This is a genomic window from Serratia proteamaculans (genome assembly GCF_004684015.1).
Taxonomy (GTDB): domain Bacteria; phylum Pseudomonadota; class Gammaproteobacteria; order Enterobacterales; family Enterobacteriaceae; genus Serratia; species Serratia proteamaculans_F.
In genome coordinates this window covers 1-20,125 of record NZ_SRIA01000021.1, presented here as the reverse complement: position 1 = coordinate 20,125, position 20,125 = coordinate 1, and the positions used below count along the sequence as shown (strand labels likewise).

Annotated in this window: 20 protein-coding genes; 12 read left to right on the top strand and 8 right to left on the bottom strand. The window is 45.7% G+C overall.

Annotated elements, in window-relative coordinates:
• Positions 1 to 126: 126 nt before the first annotated feature.
• Positions 127 to 1,155, top strand: a complete 1,029-nt coding sequence (sctA, locus tag E5C26_RS20260) for a type III secretion system needle tip protein SctA (RefSeq protein WP_135317904.1) — start codon at positions 127 to 129, stop codon at positions 1,153 to 1,155.
• A gap of 166 nt (positions 1,156 to 1,321) precedes the next feature.
• Positions 1,322 to 1,978, top strand: coding sequence for a hypothetical protein (locus tag E5C26_RS20255; protein WP_135317903.1), 657 nt, complete (start codon positions 1,322 to 1,324; stop codon positions 1,976 to 1,978).
• A 133-nt stretch (positions 1,979 to 2,111) separates the two neighbouring features.
• Here E5C26_RS20255 and E5C26_RS25005 read toward each other — a convergent pair whose 3' ends face one another.
• The 6 genes from E5C26_RS25005 to E5C26_RS20225 form a co-directional block, all read right to left on the bottom strand.
• The gene (locus E5C26_RS25005) at positions 2,112 to 2,336 is read right to left on the bottom strand and encodes a helix-turn-helix domain-containing protein (protein WP_409513916.1); all 225 of its coding nucleotides are present in this window, start codon (positions 2,334 to 2,336) and stop codon (positions 2,112 to 2,114) included.
• An 878-nt stretch (positions 2,337 to 3,214) separates the two neighbouring features.
• The gene (locus tag E5C26_RS20245; RefSeq protein ID WP_135317901.1) at positions 3,215 to 3,559 is read right to left on the bottom strand and encodes a hypothetical protein; all 345 of its coding nucleotides are present in this window, start codon (positions 3,557 to 3,559) and stop codon (positions 3,215 to 3,217) included.
• Positions 3,560 to 3,727: 168 nt separating this feature from the next.
• Positions 3,728 to 4,144 carry a hypothetical protein gene (locus E5C26_RS20240; protein ID WP_135317900.1) on the bottom strand — a complete coding sequence of 139 codons (417 nt, stop codon included), beginning with the start codon at positions 4,142 to 4,144 and terminating at the stop codon, positions 3,728 to 3,730.
• 326 nt (positions 4,145 to 4,470) lie between these two features.
• Positions 4,471 to 4,956, bottom strand: a complete 486-nt coding sequence (locus E5C26_RS20235) for a hypothetical protein (protein ID WP_135317899.1) — start codon at positions 4,954 to 4,956, stop codon at positions 4,471 to 4,473.
• Between the two features lie 182 nt (positions 4,957 to 5,138).
• Positions 5,139 to 5,567, bottom strand: a complete 429-nt coding sequence (gene iagB / locus E5C26_RS20230; RefSeq protein WP_135317898.1) for a type III secretion system invasion protein IagB — start codon at positions 5,565 to 5,567, stop codon at positions 5,139 to 5,141.
• The gene (locus E5C26_RS20225) at positions 5,564 to 7,267 is read right to left on the bottom strand and encodes a HilA/EilA family virulence transcriptional regulator (protein ID WP_206194297.1); all 1,704 of its coding nucleotides are present in this window, start codon (positions 7,265 to 7,267) and stop codon (positions 5,564 to 5,566) included. Before E5C26_RS20225 ends, iagB begins: the two co-directional genes overlap by 4 nt.
• A 653-nt stretch (positions 7,268 to 7,920) precedes the next feature.
• Between E5C26_RS20225 and E5C26_RS20220 the strand changes: the two genes are divergently transcribed.
• Positions 7,921 to 8,523, top strand: coding sequence for a helix-turn-helix domain-containing protein (locus E5C26_RS20220; protein ID WP_135317897.1), 603 nt, complete (start codon positions 7,921 to 7,923; stop codon positions 8,521 to 8,523).
• 176 nt (positions 8,524 to 8,699) lie between these two features.
• Positions 8,700 to 9,389, top strand: a complete 690-nt coding sequence (locus E5C26_RS20215; protein ID WP_135317896.1) for a hypothetical protein — start codon at positions 8,700 to 8,702, stop codon at positions 9,387 to 9,389.
• A 124-nt stretch (positions 9,390 to 9,513) separates the two neighbouring features.
• Here E5C26_RS20215 and E5C26_RS20210 read toward each other — a convergent pair whose 3' ends face one another.
• The gene (locus E5C26_RS20210; protein ID WP_135317895.1) at positions 9,514 to 11,877 is read right to left on the bottom strand and encodes a hypothetical protein; all 2,364 of its coding nucleotides are present in this window, start codon (positions 11,875 to 11,877) and stop codon (positions 9,514 to 9,516) included.
• A gap of 299 nt (positions 11,878 to 12,176) precedes the next feature.
• Positions 12,177 to 12,815, bottom strand: a complete 639-nt coding sequence (locus E5C26_RS20205) for a hypothetical protein (protein ID WP_135317894.1) — start codon at positions 12,813 to 12,815, stop codon at positions 12,177 to 12,179.
• A 945-nt stretch (positions 12,816 to 13,760) separates the two neighbouring features.
• Here E5C26_RS20205 and E5C26_RS20200 point away from each other — a divergent pair.
• The 8 genes from E5C26_RS20200 to E5C26_RS20165 form a co-directional block, all read left to right on the top strand.
• The gene (locus E5C26_RS20200) at positions 13,761 to 14,927 is read left to right on the top strand and encodes a PrgH/EprH family type III secretion apparatus protein (RefSeq protein ID WP_135317893.1); all 1,167 of its coding nucleotides are present in this window, start codon (positions 13,761 to 13,763) and stop codon (positions 14,925 to 14,927) included.
• 20 nt (positions 14,928 to 14,947) lie between these two features.
• Entirely contained in the window at positions 14,948 to 15,184 is a 237-nt protein-coding gene (locus E5C26_RS20195; RefSeq protein WP_135317892.1) for a type III secretion system needle complex protein, read from the top strand.
• Between the two features lie 47 nt (positions 15,185 to 15,231).
• Complete coding sequence (sctI, locus tag E5C26_RS20190; protein ID WP_135317891.1) at positions 15,232 to 15,534, top strand: type III secretion system inner rod subunit SctI; 303 nt, start codon at positions 15,232 to 15,234, stop codon at positions 15,532 to 15,534.
• Positions 15,531 to 16,259, top strand: coding sequence for an EscJ/YscJ/HrcJ family type III secretion inner membrane ring protein (locus E5C26_RS20185; RefSeq protein ID WP_135317890.1), 729 nt, complete (start codon positions 15,531 to 15,533; stop codon positions 16,257 to 16,259). The genes sctI and E5C26_RS20185 overlap by 4 nt, the downstream gene beginning before the upstream one ends.
• The gene (locus E5C26_RS20180; RefSeq protein ID WP_135317889.1) at positions 16,252 to 16,827 is read left to right on the top strand and encodes a type III secretion apparatus protein OrgA/MxiK; all 576 of its coding nucleotides are present in this window, start codon (positions 16,252 to 16,254) and stop codon (positions 16,825 to 16,827) included. Before E5C26_RS20185 ends, E5C26_RS20180 begins: the two co-directional genes overlap by 8 nt.
• 49 nt (positions 16,828 to 16,876) lie before the next feature.
• Entirely contained in the window at positions 16,877 to 17,488 is a 612-nt protein-coding gene (locus E5C26_RS20175) for an oxygen-regulated invasion protein OrgB (protein WP_167796685.1), read from the top strand.
• Positions 17,485 to 17,961 (top strand): hypothetical protein, encoded by a 477-nt coding sequence (locus tag E5C26_RS20170; protein WP_135317887.1) that lies wholly within the window; start codon positions 17,485 to 17,487, stop codon positions 17,959 to 17,961. The genes E5C26_RS20175 and E5C26_RS20170 overlap by 4 nt, the downstream gene beginning before the upstream one ends.
• A 259-nt stretch (positions 17,962 to 18,220) precedes the next feature.
• Positions 18,221 to 20,125: inverse autotransporter beta domain-containing protein (locus tag E5C26_RS20165; RefSeq protein WP_135317886.1), on the top strand; the 1,905-nt coding region annotated here is incomplete at its 3' end.

Genomic DNA, 20,125 nt, shown 5'->3' with positions numbered 1-20,125 from the left:
CAGCTTTTTACTCACCGGCGGGTCTATTGGCCCGCTATTCAACTGTTTTAGGTGACAACCCTTTCTACATTATCCATCATTTGCTGCGATTGAACAGAATTGCGCCGCAATGATTATGGATCAGGCATGACTATGACCAGTGTGCAAAATACGGACAATTTACCCTTTATTGTTTTTAAATCTCATCTGGAGCCACAGGAAAACCGTTCCTGTGAGAAAATCGAGTCCCCCGTTTCACCGGAACAGAGGATATCTGGCCCTGAAATGCAGATATTCAAAAGTGCTCAGGCTAAAGCGGATGCGCTGCGGCAAGCTTTGCAGCAAAATGCTAAGGCGCTAGATCTAGATGAAGTGCTTAGCGATGAACGCGAGCTTGCCACGCGACAATTTTCCAACAGTCTGCGCTCTCTGGAAAACTATCCTGGAATGCTGAAAGCAGAGCAGAAGAAGGAGGTGCAGGATGCGATTGCCCGAGCCTATGATAAGCTATTATTGAAGGGGAAACCAAACGTTATTGAAGACAAAGTGATATGGGAACAAGCTTCCGCGGCTATTGACCAGATCGGTGAAGAGTATCTCGGAGTTTATGAGAATGGAGTCAGTAAATATACTGATTTTTATAAAGCCTACAGTAATATAAATGCTCAAATGGGTACCTGGATCGATTCCAGCTCAGATGGCAAGAAAATTAAGTTTAATATAGAAAAACTTAATGACGCATTGAAGGGGCTAGAGCGTGACTTTTCGCCGCCGAATAAAAATGCGGTGCTATTTCCCAACAAGAAAAGTAATAACGTAACAGGTGCGACACAGAGCGAAGCCCAACAATGGGCTAAGGAGATGGGGTTGCCGGATAGCTGCGTTGAAAAGTCAGTGGATGGAAGTTACATTGTGGTTATCGATTTAACCCCTGTTAAAAATATGCAACGTGATTTAGGTAGCCTGGGGTCTGGCAATAATGTAAAACTGGATAACGCGAAGTTTCAGGCCTGGCAGACGGGTTTTAATGCGCAGGCAGAAGGGATGAAAAACACCATGCAAACGCTGACGCAGAAATACAGCAATGCTAACTCGCTGTATGACAACCTGGTAAAAGTGCTTAGCAGCACCATTAGCAGTTGTATAGAAACTGCAAAAACTTTCCTGCGCGGTTAAATAACAGGCGGCATCAATATTTAACAGGGGGTTGTTAATGACACCCAGAGCAGAAAAGGTGGTGAGGGCGTTATTTGTTTTTTTCAATTGGCCGATTCAAGCAAGATAATGAACGTTATATAAACGTTCATATGTGTTAAATTAAACCAAACTAGGAGATGCGAGCATGACAATTATATTTAATAGATTAACCCCAACCTTATTTGAAACTAAGGCAAGTAATGCCGAAGGAACTACAACGAAAATAAAAAAAATTTCCAAATATATAAAGTTCGTTGGGAATGTTCTTCGTTCTATTTCGAGTGGTTTTCCGAAGAAGAGTGGTGTTAAAGCATCGTCTCCATTTGCTAAAGGCAATAGCAGTATTGAGAAAAAATATATGGAAAAAGAACTGAGTCGGGCGGATATTATGAAAAAATCCGAAAGGGACCCAAAGTACTTTAAAATGACATATGAACAAACAATGGCTTCAGTGTTCGCTTCGCGAAAAGATGAGGTTTTGGAATCATTGCTTTCTAAAGGGAAGGATGTCATTTCCTATCGTAAAGAGATAGGAAATCTAGCAAAAGATTTCGGCCTTGATGTAAAAGAAGATAAAAACGGTGTGCTGATTCCTGCTGGTGAAGGGACTAGCGCACTGGCAAACTTAATTAAAAATAGTGCTTATAAGAAATTTGGAGTAAAACCAGATAAATTGCATAGCGATGCTATGGATGTGATTGAAAATGCGTTGGATCGGTTATGCCTAAAACAGAAAGTCCCGGTGAGGACGCTAAAGGAATTTAATGCTCAACTGAGAATGATTGCAACGAAATATCAGTAAATTTAGGTAATATTAATAACTAATCATAAACCCCTGAGATGAACGTCTGTTTTTTATTTATTACAGGGGTTAAGTTGATAATTCCTGAAGTGCCATGTCTCATGTTGGCCACTAAAAATCAACGTAAGGTTGCTTAAAATCCTCTGGGTATATTAGTCAAATTAAGTAGCTTCCCGCGTTCTGTTTTTATAAAACCTCCTTTGTTTAACTCTTTTATGATCTTGTGTATCGAGCTTCTGGATACTGGCGCTCTTTGCATAATGAAATTAAAGATTGAAATCTTCAACCTCTCCTCTTCCGGTAGTGCCCAGATGTCTTCTAAATGCGAACTGATAATACCATATACGTCATTATGCATAACGAGAAGGTTCTTGGTACAGTATGCCTCAATAATATGGGCAAAATTTGCAGATACGTGATACCACAAATTTTCTTTATTGATTGCATCGAGTGTTGGAGAAATTGACGATATGTGTATTACGCAATCGGTTTCACACCGAAAGTAGTTACGCGTATGATAAAGTGGTTTAAAGGCCCCTATCAATCCAAAAATTTCCGGTGCCTTACATCTGGACATCAGGATACCGTCTTTGCATCGCCTTATGGATAAATCGCCCTCAATTAACATAATGATTTTTGTGCTTGGTTCAATTTTTGTACCTTTTTTTAAATATTGAACCTTTGAGTTAGTTTCGTTGATTATCTTGTTTTGCAGTGTTGTTACAGCGGTGTGATTATTCATTGTGCATGTGTTTTTATTCGGATTAATTGTAAATTTTTGATATTTATCTATTAATTTAGGCGGCCAGGATCAAGGGCTGATAATAATCCAGTATGTAATAAAAAATATCAACAAAATAACTATGTAAAATTACTCAGTTAAACAAGAAAGCCTATAAATGGGTATGAAAAAGTACCTCTAAGTAAGTATATGTCTTGCCCGAAAAAGAGGAGGCTACTTGCCGATTTTCTATAGTAAGACGATGTCATTGATCTCCATAGCTGGCTGGCCGTGTACAACAGGAGGCCGTCTGACATGGTTCTGCTTTATAGTTTGAAGAGGCATATCGAAACGGTATATCTCTTCAAATATTAATCACAACTAATTAGCGCAACCCTGTATGCCATTGAGGCTCGTTGCGCCTGGGTTGCTTATGATTTAACCGGGTTAAAAACCATTCATTCGGAGTGCTATAGTGCTCCGAATGAATGGTTTGGACATTTAAAATGTCTGCTTTAATAAACTAACATTAATTTCTTTGTCAGCACACATTTGAGAGAATGCGTTATGAATTTTTTTACGAAAATGTCCGTCAGTCGACCACCCATTTCTCTGCCATCATCAGGGACTACAACCTTATTTATATTGGGCGCGTTTTGATAATTTGGATAATCACTTTTGAGTTCTGAAATATAGTGGTTAGTGTATGCTTCGGCTTGTTCATGGGTAAAGCCTTGTTTTAAATAACCTGCTATATAATCATGTTTCATATTGCTTATAGAACGATCTAACTCCATCTTTCTGGCTATTTCGAAATCCTTATCCTGCCCCTGCCCACCTCTCCATACTTTAAATTTCATAGCATTCAGAGAGCGCGATCTTGGGGTGAAATAGATGCTTTCTCGGCCTTGCTCTTTCCTTATGCCAAATCCAATCATTTTTATTATATGGAATACCAAGAATATCACTAACTATGGTTGCTGCTTGTACATGTGAGGTAATGCCGTTTTCATTATGTATAATGCTTTTTACTGACTGACCAAGAACCTTCGCAATACTGCTATAGTCAGTTCCCTGCCAAAAGCTCTGGTGTCATCCCTTTTAACAGGGATTAAGAATACCGTAGATTCTTCTCTGTTATATCTCATAATGGCAGCAAGTGCATTTCCTTCTTTCATATTAATGAATGTTTCAAAACTCGAACTATCAATAACTATCTTGTCTGATGGTGGCAAATGACCTAATCGTTCATCATGCGGGATTTCCGTCATTTTCAACTGTGTATTGTTTGAAAGGGCATTTTCTCTGATGTTGGGTAAAGATCTGTTACTAACATTTATAATCGATCTTGTTAAGGGAAGACTAACTCCGGCTTGCTCACTATTGGTGTTTTCTGATGGCGGTGTTTGCTGTGCTTGCGCAGTGGAAATTGTCATGTCTGGCATTAGAAACCCTCCTTAGGTGAAATGATATTTTAAACTATCTGATTAATAACAATGATTCTTTCATTTAATGCTCATTCCGTCACTCGGCGATGAACTCTTGTCGGCCCTCTATTTATGAGAACGTCGTATGCACAGTGCAGTAAAATGGGGGATAGGGGGGCATGGCCTGGGTGCTTTTGCAGGGATACTTACAGGCAAGGGCCAGAGACGGGCCTGTGAAGAGAGCATGCAGGGGACTGCTGAGTTCTGAGGATAGGAATTGCTATCGCTGATGGTCAGACGATAGCATAGAAAATGATCCAAGCAGATCGGGAAAGCGTTTTTTCCTACCGGCCTTCCGTTATTTTTAGGTGGGCTACGAGGAGAATTTGATACAAATCCAGTTCACTGTTTTTGGGATCGTTTAACGCTTTCTGAAAAGCAACCTCAAGCAGTTTTTCTTTTTGCGGTGAGCTCAAATACTCAGGGTATTGTATAAAAAATGCTTGTGCCTGTTTCTCGGTTTCTTTTTTGTATGTCTGTTTATATCTAAAGATATCAGTGCTGCTCCAGCCTTTCGAAAACATGCAAGTATCATAGGCTTCCGCTTGTATTTCCTTCGCTTTATTATTGGTTTTATAAGTTAAATTGGGCTGGGAGCCTGCTATAGGCTGATTACTGACTTCCTGTGAAAAGGCGGACTTTTTGCAATCTGCATCGTCAATTTCGATCCCTTTGTGTGGCTCTGAAAGGGCATGTTTTTGTAGGGGATACATTTTCTGAGAGCACCCACTCATAAGTAATGCTGCTACTAACAAGATAAATTTATTCATAACCTTTCCATTTTAATTATTGATAAAAAATAAATAGATACTTCATGTAATACGAAGAACCTGATGATACCGTCCTCGATGAGGGGAGCTGGATATTTCCTTTATGAATAATCGGTCGTGCAATTGCGGCCGATCTGTTGCCGGTAATACAGACAGACCTAATACTAAAAGAATTATTAAGGCTAATTTTCCTGCTTCAGTTTTCGATAACGATTGTGTATTTTTTTGGCATAACGCAGACGCATGTCACGGCGATCGGGTGCGGTACCTGCATTGTAAGCCCCCACGGCTTCCCAGCTATAGCCATAGCGTTTCATCATATCTGCCAGAATGGATGCACCGACCATAATGGATGTGCAGGGATCGTTAAGTTGCTCTCTGCTGATACCGAGCTTACTCAGACGGGGTAAATGCAGCGTGTTTATCTGCATCAGCCCCAGATCTTCGCTGCCGTTGTGATTACGTCCAACGGCATTCGGGTTTAACGCGGATTCCTGCTGAGCAATGGCATAAAGTAGTTCAGGAGAAATGTTGAACATTTTAGCGGCATAATTCCAGCAATCAGCACGGGCGGTACTGAGGGTAAATAGCAGTATAAAAATGAATTTCATGCCCCCACCGAAGAATTCTTGTCGCTAATGGCATTCACTAGCGCACTTAGCCGTGGATCATGCTGCCATGCGTTGAGCCAGTGATAGCCGTCATCTTGCAATTGGCGCAAAAACGCTAAGGCTGCATCAGGGCCATCAACCACTAAAATTAATGGTGCGAGGCTTGCCCTGACATAGCGGCTATCGACATTAGCTAAAAATGTTTGCAGCATCGGCAGTGCACTATCGCCGTTCAGGCAATACTCGGCATAGCAAATATTAACGGTGATCAACCCACCGTCCTCTCCGGAGGCTTTAACGGTTTGTACTAATTGCTCAGCCTGTTGATATTCTCCCTTAATGGCAAGTAACAGTGCCTGAAAACTTTGCAGTACGGTATTGCCCTGGCCGTATTGACATAATTGTTGCTGGCTCATGGTTATAGCATCGTCAAGGCGTGAGTTGTAATAAGTCAGCCAAATATTTAACAAGCCTGCGGCAATATATGAGGGGTCCCGGGCCAGGCACTCATTCAGGAGTTGTTGAGCCTGAAAAAGATCGCCGTTCAAAAATAAAGCCCATGCCTGGTAATAATAAAGTTCGGTGGAGTCGGGGGCTAATAGCCAGGCCTGTTTAAACAGCGCTTTAGCCACTGCATGCTCTGAGTACATACAGCTCAGCAATGCCAGCATCCCCAACGCCTGCGGATTGTCAGGGGCAAGCTCTATCGCTTTATTCGCCGCCAGGCGTGCCTGGGCAAGGGCCTGTTGTTGATCAAAAATACCAAGCTGGGACATTGCCAGGTAACACTCGGCTAAACTGCAATAGGGCTGAGCATATTCGGCACCACCGGCAATACATTGCTGCAACATAGCGAGCGCTCGTCGGAGGCTTGCGGTGGTGTGAAGTCGCAACTCATGGCGCGCATTTAAGTAACTAATGGCTGTATCCATCGATCCTAATTGATTGGTGTGCCCGGGATCCCATCGCAGCATCGGGATGTATCGGGTTAACATACTGGCAAGTTGATTGTGTAATTTAATGTTAGGTCGCAGTGGGCAAATATCGACACTTTCTTTATTGATCAGGTGATGGCCATCGGCACGAACTAATTCTATGGTTATTTTCCAGCCATCACCACTGGGGAATATTTTTCCGGCCAGGTAATAATCAGGATTTAGATCCTTTACCAGCGTGACGATATCCGCAAGATCTTGGCAATTTTGTGTAAGTGTGGCCGGAAGAACAACCAGGCCAAACGGTGAATACTGCAATAAACTCTGCACTAATGTGTGATGTAAACCTGCTACATTCAACGGTGACTGATTCTGAAACGGCAATACGGCAATTGAACATCTGGGTATATCGACTTTACGCTCGGTTACAACGGCGACCGGGCAGCTAAAACGATAACCCCTACCGTAAACAGTGTCGATATAGCGACAATGTTTACTCTCTAACAATATGCGGCGCAAAGCGTAGATACAGCGGGTAAGTGATTCTTCGTTAACATCACTGGCCCCCCAGACTTTATCCAGTAGCTCGTCTTTGCCGACAAGTTTACCTGCGGCATCCAGCAAAAGAGTCAGCACAGCTAACTCTTTTGGCGGGACGTGAACTTGTTGCTCGTTACTGATCAATGTTCCATCGGCGTGCAAGATGAAGCAACCAAAGACATATTGTTGATTCATTAATCTGGTATTGTGGGGAAAGTTTTCCAAAATCGTATTCCTTACGAATAAACTGAGTGCACGTCTGTTAAATATGTATTTAGTTTTTTAGGTTAATCCTTGATTGGTGCTTTTTTGTGCGTCAATTAAAGTGTGATGATGTTATTGTAAATATTTAATTAAATTAGTTGATGGGTTTAAGATGAAATTCATTAATTTATGTTGTGTGTAAATACAAAATTAAAATCTAATTTTAATAAATATAAGCCTAACGTTTTTGTTAGGAGTGTGTGTTAAGTATCATATTTTAATACTGTGTTTCTTGGGTTTATCGCGACGTTGTACTTTAACGTGATGGGTGTGATTGTATATATAACAATGTTAATTACAAGATTTTTGATTATGAAATAATGTGTAATTTTACGTAAACAAACATTACGCAACGTAATGCGTACATGGCCCTAAGCGAGGTTCTGGTTGTGGATGAGGGGACTGGCTTCTGATTATAGATTTTACTGATGACAATCTTATTGGTCAGCAAAATCAGATTTTTCACCCCTGAAGCTTAACAATGATCAATGTTAAGACATGCCCCAGAGCATACATTATGGCTAGATCGATGCTTATGGTATCCGTGGGAGGCGTGATATCTTAAATGACTCGTTACGTGCAGCTAGTGCAATTTTTGGCTTGGGAGATGAATAATGGGTGAGGAAATTGTCCACGCGGTGGACTCCATTGGAAGAGCAATACGACAGCATCAGGATGCCTCTCTGGTTGAATATACAAAAAATCAGAGGGTTGACTTCAGGAGATTGGGCTGCCTTGGCTTTTTATCTGCGGGGGCGGTATCAGTCTTTCGTCTGTCAGATGACAGTTTGACAATGACCCACCATGCGCCTGCCATTGTAGGTTTACCCTATTTACGTAATGATGTAAAAATGCACTATCACAGATTCAATGAAAACAGCGACATGTGGGTGTTGCCGGTGGAGAAATGTTGTTCCATTCTTACTGAGAAATCGTTATGGCCTTCTGCATTTGATATATCTATTGGATTACTTCGGGAGTATTTTGACCTCTCGATGTTGACTAGTGCGAATAATATAACCGATCTGGTAATAAATCATTTAATACAGATAGGAAGGATGGATGATGTTTTACGCATGAATACGTCTATATACACCTATATACTGTCGAGAAATCAAGTATCACGTAGTGCCGTGCAAAAAATAATCAAAAAATTAATCGATGAGGGAGTCATCGAGGTGAGTTGGGGTCGGCTAGTAAAATCAAAGTTAGCATGATTTTTTTAAAATTACCCGGAAAAGAAAGTTGAGTTAAATGTTTTTTAGCTTCCTGTTTCAGTAACGAATTATCTGGCGTTGGCGCAAGTGAATGACGCTCTGGAAAAAGCTTTTTTTGATATTTTAGGATTGGTTTTTTGCGCAAAATACGCGTTCACAAATGAAGGGGTAAATTTATGCCAATTGATAATAATATTCATGTTAATCGTGCCAGCTATAATTCCATCGATGAAGTCAAAAATCCAGTTCGCACAGATGTGTCATATAAAATAGCGCTTCAGGAAGCTCTTGGAAATAAATATGCTATTGTGTTTGCCGGCCATTCAGGTAATGGTTATTTGAATTCTGAGGCAGTGTACAATCATATGCATCAGCAATTACTTGACGTAATGCAAGATAAAGGCCTGAACCCTACAGACATTGCTATTGTTGCCGGTGGAACCCCACAGGGGATTGGGCTAGTTTATTCCTTGGCAGATGAGCTGCGAATGAATACTGTCGGTATCGTCGCTAGCGCGGGTGAAAATTACTGTTCTGATAGGTGCAATAAAATTATTGTCGTACAGAATCAGGACCCGCATGACTGGGCGACAAAAATGCCTGAGTCTGGTGAGGAAATGGTGGTTGCTGCATTACGCATTGCCTGCGAGGTGGGGTTGGGGGCAGAGATGCAAGTGTATAACGGTGGCCCACAAGCCTACAAAGAAGCAGGCGACGCCGTCAAGGCCGGTTTCCCTCTAACTGTTTTTGGCGAATTCGACCCTGTGGATATTGGTAGACCGCAGCCATTTAAGGATGAAAACAGTCTGCAGGTATTACGCGATGCAGGTGCCAAGGTTGTAGGCAAACCCCCAGAGCAACGTTAATCATCTTTAATCAAAAGGGGCGGGAAATTAGAGCCGTCTCTTGCTGTTGGCCACTACCGCGAGAGGTGGTGCTTATGCAGGGGCAGCATCAGGCATGGCGACGTCATGCCTGAACTTTTGGTCGTTAAACCGACACTGCCTGTTCTACCCATCCATGGAACGCCGCTTTCTCCTTCCGCCACAGAGGAAGCTGACGCAACATCAGCTCATCCAGCAGTATTCTGGCATCATCGAAACTCTTCTTACCGGACGAAAAATCTTGCATCGTGGCGAAAAATTTTTCTTCGAAGCCATCCTGAGCCTGGTGCTTCAAAAAATGCCCTGCCTCCTTCCTTACCGCTGAATCCAGCCTGGCTAACTGGCGGAACAGGCCTTTCAGTGCCGGCTGCTGCATTGCAACCATATCTTGCCAGCGTTCGGGTTCCCCTACCTGTTGTAAGTGAAGATAATGCATCATCGGCGCTGTCAGGCTGTTATCGCCCCAGCGCTCATAGAGCACCGAGTTGACCGTGCCGCCAGCACGGAGCCCCAGCGCCAGCGAAACGCCGGGCTGTAACGGGATGCCCGCGGACAGCGCCCCGGACGCATTGCTATCGGACGTTATCCGAGCCAACTGCAGGTGGAAGCCAGCCGCCGCCTGTGGGAATCCCTCCTGCAACTGATAACGCGGTCGATAGAAGCGCAGTAGGAGCGTTACGCCGCTATCCAGCGTTCCGGCCAACTCAGTTTCCACACTCTGCAGAGCAGAGGGGAGTTGATCCGCTAATCCATGGGGGAGCAACTGGGCCGCCAACGCCTCTTTCAGCTTATCCAGCCCCCCGGCTCCGCCCAGGTTACCGGATAATGTGACACGCACATCTTTGTAATCCCCGTCTCGCATCGGGTTTATGTGTATCCGATGTCTCTCGGTCAGAGAAGCCTCCACCTTCATGCCTAGATTTCCGCCCAGATTTCCGCCAAGTTCCAGCGCATATATGCGGTCACGGATCTGCAGCTCCAGGGTATCGCGGAAGGCCACCCGCGTGGACAACGCCTCTGCATCGTGGCGGATGGGGGGGGAAGCGAGTATCTCCGCTATCTCCTTAAGTACTTGTTCCGCCTCCGGGGCGTTGCCGCACTCTTTGGTCTCAATCAACAAGGTGACATGTGCCAATGCCATATTGGCCAGCACGTCTTCGCGTTTCTTACCCTGCCAGCTGGAGATGATAGACTTCTCAATCTTCTCTGCTCGCAGCCCCTTATCTTTGCTTGCATCCCGTAGCTGCGCCACCGCGCAGAAGTGCTCGAGTTCCGCTTTTAACCGGTTTGCGGCGTGTTGAAGTAAATTCGGAGAACAGTTACGCAATTCGGCTGGAGACCCCGCTTCACTGCCGATCAGACGGCTGAGTGGCCTTGTTCCCACCTTGTCGTTATCACTGTCGAACAGCTGCCCGGCATTTTTTGCAATCGCCCCCAGCCGCTGCGCTGCGATGCTGGAGCTGCGTGCCACCCCTTCCTGCGTGCTTAGCGCCTGCCAAAACGGCGTAAGTACGGGCTGATGGATATTCATGCGCACCAGCGACAGGGTTGCTGCAGCGTGCCCCCCCACTGCGGCAGCTTGTATTTTTGCCTCTCCTTTGACGCGAACCATAACAGATACTGGCACCACCGGTGCGTGACTGCCTCTCAGCGCCGGTGAGGCGTCGCGCAGCCCGATCCACCCCAGCAAAAGGTTCAGCCTCTGTTGTTGGTCTACAGCCTGTTGCAGCAAGCGGCGGTGGCGCTTTAATTCGTTTCTGCGACCGGGCCGGAACCTGCCGGAGCTGGCGCCTGGCGTATTGCTGCGGGAACCTTGCATCAGTTGCTCTGTGTTCGACTGAACAAAATCCATGGCGCTCCTGTATTCCGTAAAGCGTGTTTTCTGCGCTTCCACATTTCCGGATAGCGCAGCGCTAACGATACCGATACCTCCTTTCACTTTGGCGGAAAAGGTGGCTGCAGCGGTCTTGTTCCGGAATACAAAGCCTTCGTCATCGTTATCCATGCGCCAGCCTTTTTCCAGGCCGACGGAAAAGGTGGCCTTACCGCCAGCTTTATCTGCACCAAAGCCAAGGCCTGCACCTACTGACACACCCACTTTCTTTTCGCTGCTGGCACCCGGACGATCAAAGTGCTTGAACTGCGAAAACAGTTTGTTTGTGGCCACTGACTTAGCCAACTGCGCCCAGGCGGCCTGGGCAAGCAGTGCGAGCCGCTGGCTCAGCTCTGCCAGCGTGTTACCCGCAGGGAGCTTGCGGGCTAGTTCTTCCATATCTAATGACAGTTGGGCACATTCTTGAATATTCAGCGAATCTTCGTTCGTTACTGTCAATAGATCGGTCTGTTTTTGCAATATGGAATTTATTTGCTGTTGCACCCTCCCAACGTGCGGCTTGCTCGCTGGCAGTTGCGAAATTCGGTCAGACATCGCCTTCAGGATCTTCAGTGTGTCTGGCCGTGACAGTTGCATGTCGGGGCCTGTCAGCCTGACTGTCGCCGAAGGTGGTGAAAGAGGGGGGATACTGCGCACGGTATGCAGATTATTGCTGATGGTGTTGTCCCTGTTTTGAGCCAACAGATCCGGGGGGGGGGCGTCAAATGGGCGAAATGCATTACTGCGAGAGATGGGGTTTGTCACATTGAATACTCTTTTATGGTTTGGCCGATAGGAGGGGATATTTAGGTACTATAGTTTTATCCTGACGAGAAAGTTACTTCATTAGATTGCGGCCGCAGGACGGCCGCAATTATGTAGCAGGGAGCTACGTTTTAATTAACCAGGCCGAACTTTTTAAAAGCAGCCTGTAACTCAGATGTTGGGACCACTTGGGGTTTGTCTGATGTTGGAACCGTTGGAACTACCATTGGCTTCAGTTCAGCTGTTGGAACCGTTGGAACTACCATTGGCTTCAGTTCAGCAAGCACCGTCTTCCGATTCTTCCGAGAAAAATCCCATGTTTTCCTGCCTGCTAATTGGTCGATGATTTGGGCGTCGCCCAGGAGAATAAGGTTAGTATCCCAGAGTTTGCCATATGATGCAGTGGTATTCGTATTAACTTCCCCCGCTTTTTGGTCAGTTGCAGCCGATGCAGTGGTATTCGTATTAACTTCCCCCGCCTTTTGGTCAGTTGCAGCCGTTTTACTTAGTTGTGACGTATAGTCATACAGTTTTTTGTTGACACTGTTAAACTCTTTTTCTGCAGCACTCATTATATTGTGAGTAGCAATTTTCGTCCTAAGAGTTCTTTGGTTGTAGTTGTTACTTTTCAATTCATGTTGACTTTGTTTAGCGGATGAAAGTTTTCCCGCCAAACCGGTTTTCACCTGCCTAAACACTTCCTTCCCATTTTGGATGGCACTTTTAAAAATGTCTTTAGTCGCTATCGCCACTGAATTTGATACGTTCATGGTAAACCCTTATTTTATATTGGTTTGTTGAATCCATATGTAATATATCAGTGGGAAGTATTTTATGACTATAAAAAAACGACTATTTCCACTGACAAATAAAATGGTATGATGAAAGTTAACATCTATTTTTAATGTAATTTTTACGCTCCATATAATTAATCATGATGCCATCAGGATGCAAGGTGTGCGTTCGTGTTACATCTTGTTGAGGTGCTGGAAGTATATTTGCTATGAGTGAATGTTATTATTCGTCTGGTTTTATGTTTGTCAGTTACAGAATGAGTGTTTGTCAATGCAACGATTTTGGTTGTTAGGTTAAATTAGGCTGTTAAGTTGTCATATATAAAAATGATTCATTACATCTGGCTTAATAGGGGGAATCTATCATGTGCGCGAATATATAATTCTGATTTTATTTGGTTTCTATCACCCTGATGATTTCTGCTAAGGATATTGAAGGGGGAGGGAATGTTCGTGTAACACTTATTGCCTGCTTATTTATATTATTTTCTCATGGTGTTATTATTTATCTCGATATTTACCTGCATTAGATGATTGTTTTTTAATGTTATTCTTACCATTGGTTTTTTCAAGTTAATATTTTTAGTGGTGTAATCCTCTTTGCGATTTTTAATTCCAACTCATCACAAAAAAGTCAGAGCTCTTTGCCATTCTCACCACTATTTTATCGCTTATTAATTTTCCATAGTAAACACTTCCCATTTTTCAATGTTATTAATGAGCACGCTGGAACTTAGTGTATAAAACAAAGAAACTATAAAAAAGCGGATCTCCCATTCACCGGATAGAGCAGTTCCATGATATTAATGTGAATTTTTGTGAATACTTTTAACTTGAGCGATAATTCATCAAGTTTTCATCAGGATATCAGTGGAGCATTTTGTAATAGTTCATGCCATCACGTAATTACTGGCTTTAACTATGGTAATCAATGCACCTAAAAGGATCGTTATTAGGTTACTCAATAGCCCTCTGCGGGGCTGTGAGTTTCTGTTATCACCAGGGCGTACTCTGCTTGTGGTCGGGCAACGTTCCGATATGGTCACTAACGATCAGATCCCCGAACTGCCGGAGGAAGCGTTATTTGTTCCTCTGGAACAGGGAGGCATTAATTTTGAAATATTATTTGAAGATCCTGACTCGGAAAACGTGATACTGCGCGAGCTGGGGGAGGATGGTGTTTCTGTTCATCAGCGCGCGGTTACTTTTAATAACGTTCTGCATGTTGGCGCTTTGATGTTTGCACTGCGCCCTGAACATCAGGCCTGGTTCGCAGCAGTATCAGAGGACAGCAATGCTGAATTGCCGGCTCCTGCACAGCCCGCTAAGCGCAATGCTTTAGTCACTCTGGGGCTGCTGGCGGTGGCTGTATTGTTTGCGGTCGGATTTTTGTTAGCGGACAACCCACAAAAACAGGCCGATCAACTTGGCATGTTGCTGGGAACAGATAATCAGCGCTTCCAGGTGATGCCTGGGCGAAACAACGTGATGTATGTTGCTGCTGCTAATAATCGCGATGCCATCTGGGCGCAGCAGATTATTGCGCGCGGCGACTATGCTGAACCTGCCCAGGTTATTAATCCCGAGCAGGAAAATGCGCGTGTAATGCGTTGGCTGGCTGATAACTATCCCTCCCTCGCATACTTCCGGTTACAGCTGGATAATCCGCGCCAGCCGCAGTTGTGGATCAGTCGTCAACGCACAGCCTTGGAGCATGATGCTGCCCAGATGCTGAATAGCCAGTTGATGGGGCTGTTGCCTTATGCGGATCGCGTGGATATCGTTTCAATGGATGACACTGTTGCAGTGCACCAGGCTGAGTCTGAGCTAAAGCGTCAAGCACTCCCTTACTCGAGAGTTGATTCGTCAGGGAGTGTCACCTTTGTTATTCAGGGCACACTGGATGATGGTGAGTTATTGCGTGCACGGCGCTTGGTCGACGATTACTACCGGCAGTGGGGCGAACGCTATGTACAGGTTGCCATTGAATTAAAGGATGACCGGTTTAAAGGTTATTCGTTTCGGTACGGTGAGCATGGCTATATAAAAATGAGTCCTGGTCACTGGTCTTATACTAACTCTTTGTAATATTGATAAAAGGAAATACTATGGCGTGGACAGGTTATCTTGATGATATATCCCAGAGTTTTAACCAAGGTGTGCAAGATCTGCAGGCGCAGGTCACGGTTTCACTTGATGCATTAACTAAAAAGCCATCCGATCCGATGTTACTTGCTAATTATCAGAGCAAGCTCTCGGAGTACAACTTATATCGAAACGCACAATCTAACACCGTGAAAGTGTTTAAGGATATTGACGCAGCCATTATCCAGAACTTCCGTTAATCAACCGGTGCGTAGCAGCATTGCTGCTGCGCTTTGAGGAATTTGCTATGCAAACATTTGCTATCCAGTCTCTGGATGTTCTCAGCCGCTCCCGTGATATTACACGTCAGGATAATGACATTGTGTCGCTGGATGATCGGCTTCTCCAGGCCTATGCGCAGTCTGCCGTTGGGCGCGGTATGGAGAAGGATTCTATTTTGGCAAGTCTGGCGGATCGGCATACCGTAACCGATCCTGCCAAATTATTCGCATTGCAACAGCGCACGTCGGACTACAACCTGGAGGTTTCCCTCATCAGTACTCTGACACGTAAAGCTGTAGGTGCGGTCGAAAGTTTGCTGCGATCATGAAAAGCCTTTATGCAGTGCTGCTTGCCTTGCTGCTGACGGCTTGCAAGCAGCAAGATTTGCTAGATAAATTGGATCAGCAGCAGGCCAATGAGGTTATTGCGGTTCTACAGCGCCATAACATTAAGGCAGAGAAGCTTGATAAAGGAAAAATGGGTTACAACATTCGCGTTGATCGGTTGAACTTCGCGGCAGCCGTTGACTGGTTGAAAGTCTATGACTTGCCTTCACGCCCGAGAATGGAAATCGCGCAGATGTTTCCTGCCGATTCACTGGTGTCATCGCCGCGAGCTGAAAAGGCAAGGTTGTATTCTGCCATTGAGCAGCGGCTGGAGCAGTCTTTGCGGACGATGGACGGCTTATTTTCGGCCCGTGTCCACATTAGTTACGATGTCGATTCGACGGAAGGAAACCGTTCAGCCACGCCTGTCCATTTGTCTGCATTAGCAGTATATGACCAGGACATCAACCCAGAGCAAAAAATAAACGATATTAAACGATTCCTGAAGAACAGCCTGTCGAATGTGGACTACGACAACATTTCGGTGGTGCTCTCCAGGCGAAGCGAAGCGCAATTGCAGGCTCCGAGCACGCCTTTACGTGAGCGCGAGTTTGGTTTTGTTGGGTGGCTGGTAACTCTATTTTTGTTGCTCCCTCTTGGGGTAGGTTTCTGGTTTTGGCAAAACCGCACTAGCTTAAAGGCGTTGCCGGGAAGCAAAAATGAGTAGGCATTCGCTGTCTTGCTCATTACAACGTGTGTTATTTGACCCGTTGTTATACCTGCACCCACAGAGGGTGCAGATCCCAGAGGATCTAGCTTCTTGCTCAGCGGAACGGGCGGCGGTAAATGAATTATTGCTCGGCGCTTTTCGGCTAGAGGCCGGTCATATCGATCTCTCGCCGCTGGCGAGACAGTGGGTGCGCCACTGGCATCGTCTGCCGCAAGTCGCCTATCTGATAGGTTGTCACTCGTTGCGTGCGGAACTTGCATGGAAAGGGGGGTTACTTAATTTGCCCTCATGGGCAATTACGTTTACTGCTATTGATCTGCCCACGAAGGTCTCTTTGAACCAGTCTGCAAATATTCAGTCAGTGCCTGGTCATGAAGCTCTGATGGCGACAGGGTATGCGCGGCTGCGACTCTGGCGTTCACAATTACCAGAACCGCTGAGACAACGATTTCCGCTGTTATTTGCTCCCTATGTTGACAGTGCAGCACCACAACCTGCTGCTGATTCATTAATCCTGACTTTGGCCCTACAACATGCTGAGAAATATCCCAATTCACCACCTTAAGCCCCCCGTGGACGCTGTACTGATTCGTCGTAAGCATCTGCAGCGGAATATGCGAGCCGTGCGCCTGGAAGAGCAAGCGCAGCAGCATGCTCAGCGGATATTGCGTGATGCCCGCCAGCAAGCTGAATTATTCCATCAGCATGCTTATCAGGATGGATATCAACAGGGGCTGCTTTGTGCCGTACAGCACGTCGCCTCATTCTTGACAGCCAGCCAGTCCATATTCCGCAACGAACGTGAACGTCTGGCTGTTCACGCCCGCACCCTGTTATCTGCTGCCGTAGACAAGCCTGAGGTGCTGCTGCTACTGCTGGAAGAATGGTTGCGTAAGCTACCGGTATCCGACGAAACGCTGTACCTGATCTTGCCCGACAGCGCGAGTGCGCTGGAACCAAAGCTTAACGATTTGCTCGCTTCAGACTGGGGCGGCGCCAGCCAGTTGGACTATCATGCTGAGCCGCGCTTTATCATGCGCTATGCCGATCAGGTTGCCGAATTTTCACCGGAACAGTATGTGGAATCCGCCACGCGTTTATTGCAGCAACAGCTGGATGCACTACCGCAGGAATGTCGTCAGGCCCCGGCAGATGCACTGCATAAATTCATCGAGCAATTGCAGGCTCAAGGTTCAGCGGCGGCTAACGACAGGAGCAAACCATGATCTCATCGCTCGCCGGTATTTCCCCAGCACCGGTATTTTCTGCCCATGCAGGTTCTCTGTTGTCATTAGATGACCGCGTTAAGCAACGTACGGGAATAGCCCCACCCTCTGCGAAAGATAATGTCGCGGCCAGCATTTTGCCTGATTTTGACAATGATCCGCTGGCGATGGCTTTCCTAAATGGTTTATTACGGCTGCCCTCAACAGGAAACCTTCAGGAATATATTGATAGTGTCAATGAGTTAATGGTCTCATTTGTTGAACCGGCGACGGGAAATCTGGCATTTAAAACATTTGAACAACAGAAAGACATTTTGCAGCGTACCCTGGAAAAAGTGGGCGCAGAAACAAATCTTGCCGAACCACTTACGGCAACACTCTATCGTACAGCTAACCTGAATAATCAGATGATAATATGGATGCATGAGATTATGTCGTCCAATGGCGAAATAAAAGAAGCTGAAGAGTGGTGAGCCGAATAAAATAACAGACATTCTCTCTTGATTACATCACTGCAAATAATGAAAATTGTTTATCATTCGTTTGTATGGAAGAATGTTCTCATTAATGAGCGCTCTGTAGTGTTGTTATTTTTTTTTTTTTTTTGGTTTTTCCATCTTTGTTATTAATTTTAACGATCTAACATATTGGCTTTTAGTTTTGGCCGATTACTATGAATGCCAATCTTGCATTGTGATATTTTCCACGTTCTATTCTAGGAATATTAGATAAATGTATATAAATCCTCTCGCGTCAAAAGCGATTTCATGGGTAATCGTTTTTATTCAATTTATTTTCCCGGTAATGCTCAGTGCTTCGCCTGCTATTGCTGCTACGCAGGGGGGGCGGGCCGTTAACCCCACATCACCTGCGCCGCCTATACCCACTACGCGCTATACGCTGATTGGGGACGACTCCCTGGCTACTGTTGCCCGAAAATACGGGCTTTCTCTCGATGAACTGAAAAAGCTCAACAACAAAAATGAAAAAGTTCAGCGTGAGAATGTTCAGGTGGGGGATGCCATTGAGGTGCCTATCCTTTATCAACCCAAAATAAATACCGCAAAACTGCCTGACGAGCTCCCAGGATCAGGCTTGCTTTCTGGCTCGGCGCAGACCCTGGCTTCCCAGTCGGATAATAAAGTCTCTGATTTGGGCCGGGCGTTAGTCCTGCCTCCTCTGCAAAGTTCCACCCAGAACTGGCTTAACCAGTTTGGCAATGCAAAGGTTCAACTGAATGTGGATAACAAATTCAGCCTGAAGGGCAGCGCCATCGATTATCTGCTGCCGCTTTATGACATGCCTTCACATTTGTTCTTCACGCAGTTGGGGTTTCGCAATGCTGAGAGCCGTAACACGCTGAATATGGGGGTGGGCTACCGCACATTTACAGACCAGTGGATGTTGGGTGCCAACTCTTTTTATGATAACGAAATTACCGGTAATAACCGTCGCTATGGCATCGGTGTGGAAGCCGGCATGGATTATCTCACCCTCTCCGCCAACAGCTATATTCGCCTGAGCGACTGGCGGCAGTCGCGCGATGTTACCGACTATAATGAGCGCCCGGCGTCAGGGTTTGACGTGCGTGTTAAATCTTATTTGCCCTCTTATCCTCAGTTAGGCGGCTCAGTGATGTTTGAGCAGTACTACGGTGATGAGGTGGGGCTTTTTGGGCGTGACAGCCGGCAGAAAAATCCGTCGGCCATCACCGTCGGTTTGAACTATACGCCTGTTTCGTTGGTGACCTTTGGGCTTGAACACAAGGTTGGTCAGGAGGGCAAGCAAAATACCCTGGGCAAGGTCGACTTTACGTATCGGCTTGGTGTGCCGTGGAAAGACCAAATATCGTCTTCTGGGGTGGCGGAAAAATACCTGCTTTCACAGATGCGCAACAATCATGTCGACCGAAACAACACCATCGTTCTTGAATACCAAAAACAGGAAATGATCAAACTGGCCTTGCCGGTACGCGTGTCCGGGAAAGGCAGCCTGTCCGGTACTATTACCGGTACCCTGCCTGTGTTGAAGTATTCGCTGAAAAATGTCGTGTGGAATGTGGGTGAGCTTCCTGCGGGCGCAGTGAAAGGCCTCGCCTCGGGGTTGAGCCTCAACTTCACCTTCCCTGCTTTCAACACAACGCCCGGTGCCAAGAATACCTATCGGGTGACGGCCGTGGCTGAGGATGTGAAAGGGAATATATCCAATACCGCAGAGACGCTGATTGTCGTGGACTCCCAGGGTGTTGAGCTAAAAAATCTGGTTATCACGAAGAATAATGCCCTGGCCAATAGCCTGGACGTCAACACGGTTGAAGCCATCATCATAGACAATCAGGGTAATCCTGTAGCAGGACAGAATGTTGCATTCAGTGCGGACAATGGGGTCAAGGTGTCCTCCCCCCGCGTGATCAGCGATAGTCATGGCAAGGCGGTTATAAACCTGTCCCATATTCAGGCAGGGGACAGTACGGTCACGGCGAAGATGGGAGAAACAATCAGCACGGCAAAAATCACTTTCGTCGCGGACAGTAATACGCTGGCGCTGACGCTGGGCGTGGTCACAAATAACCAAGCGACTGACGGCAAGGCGCTCAATAAAGTGAAGGCAATGGCCAAGGATGCAAACGGCAACCTG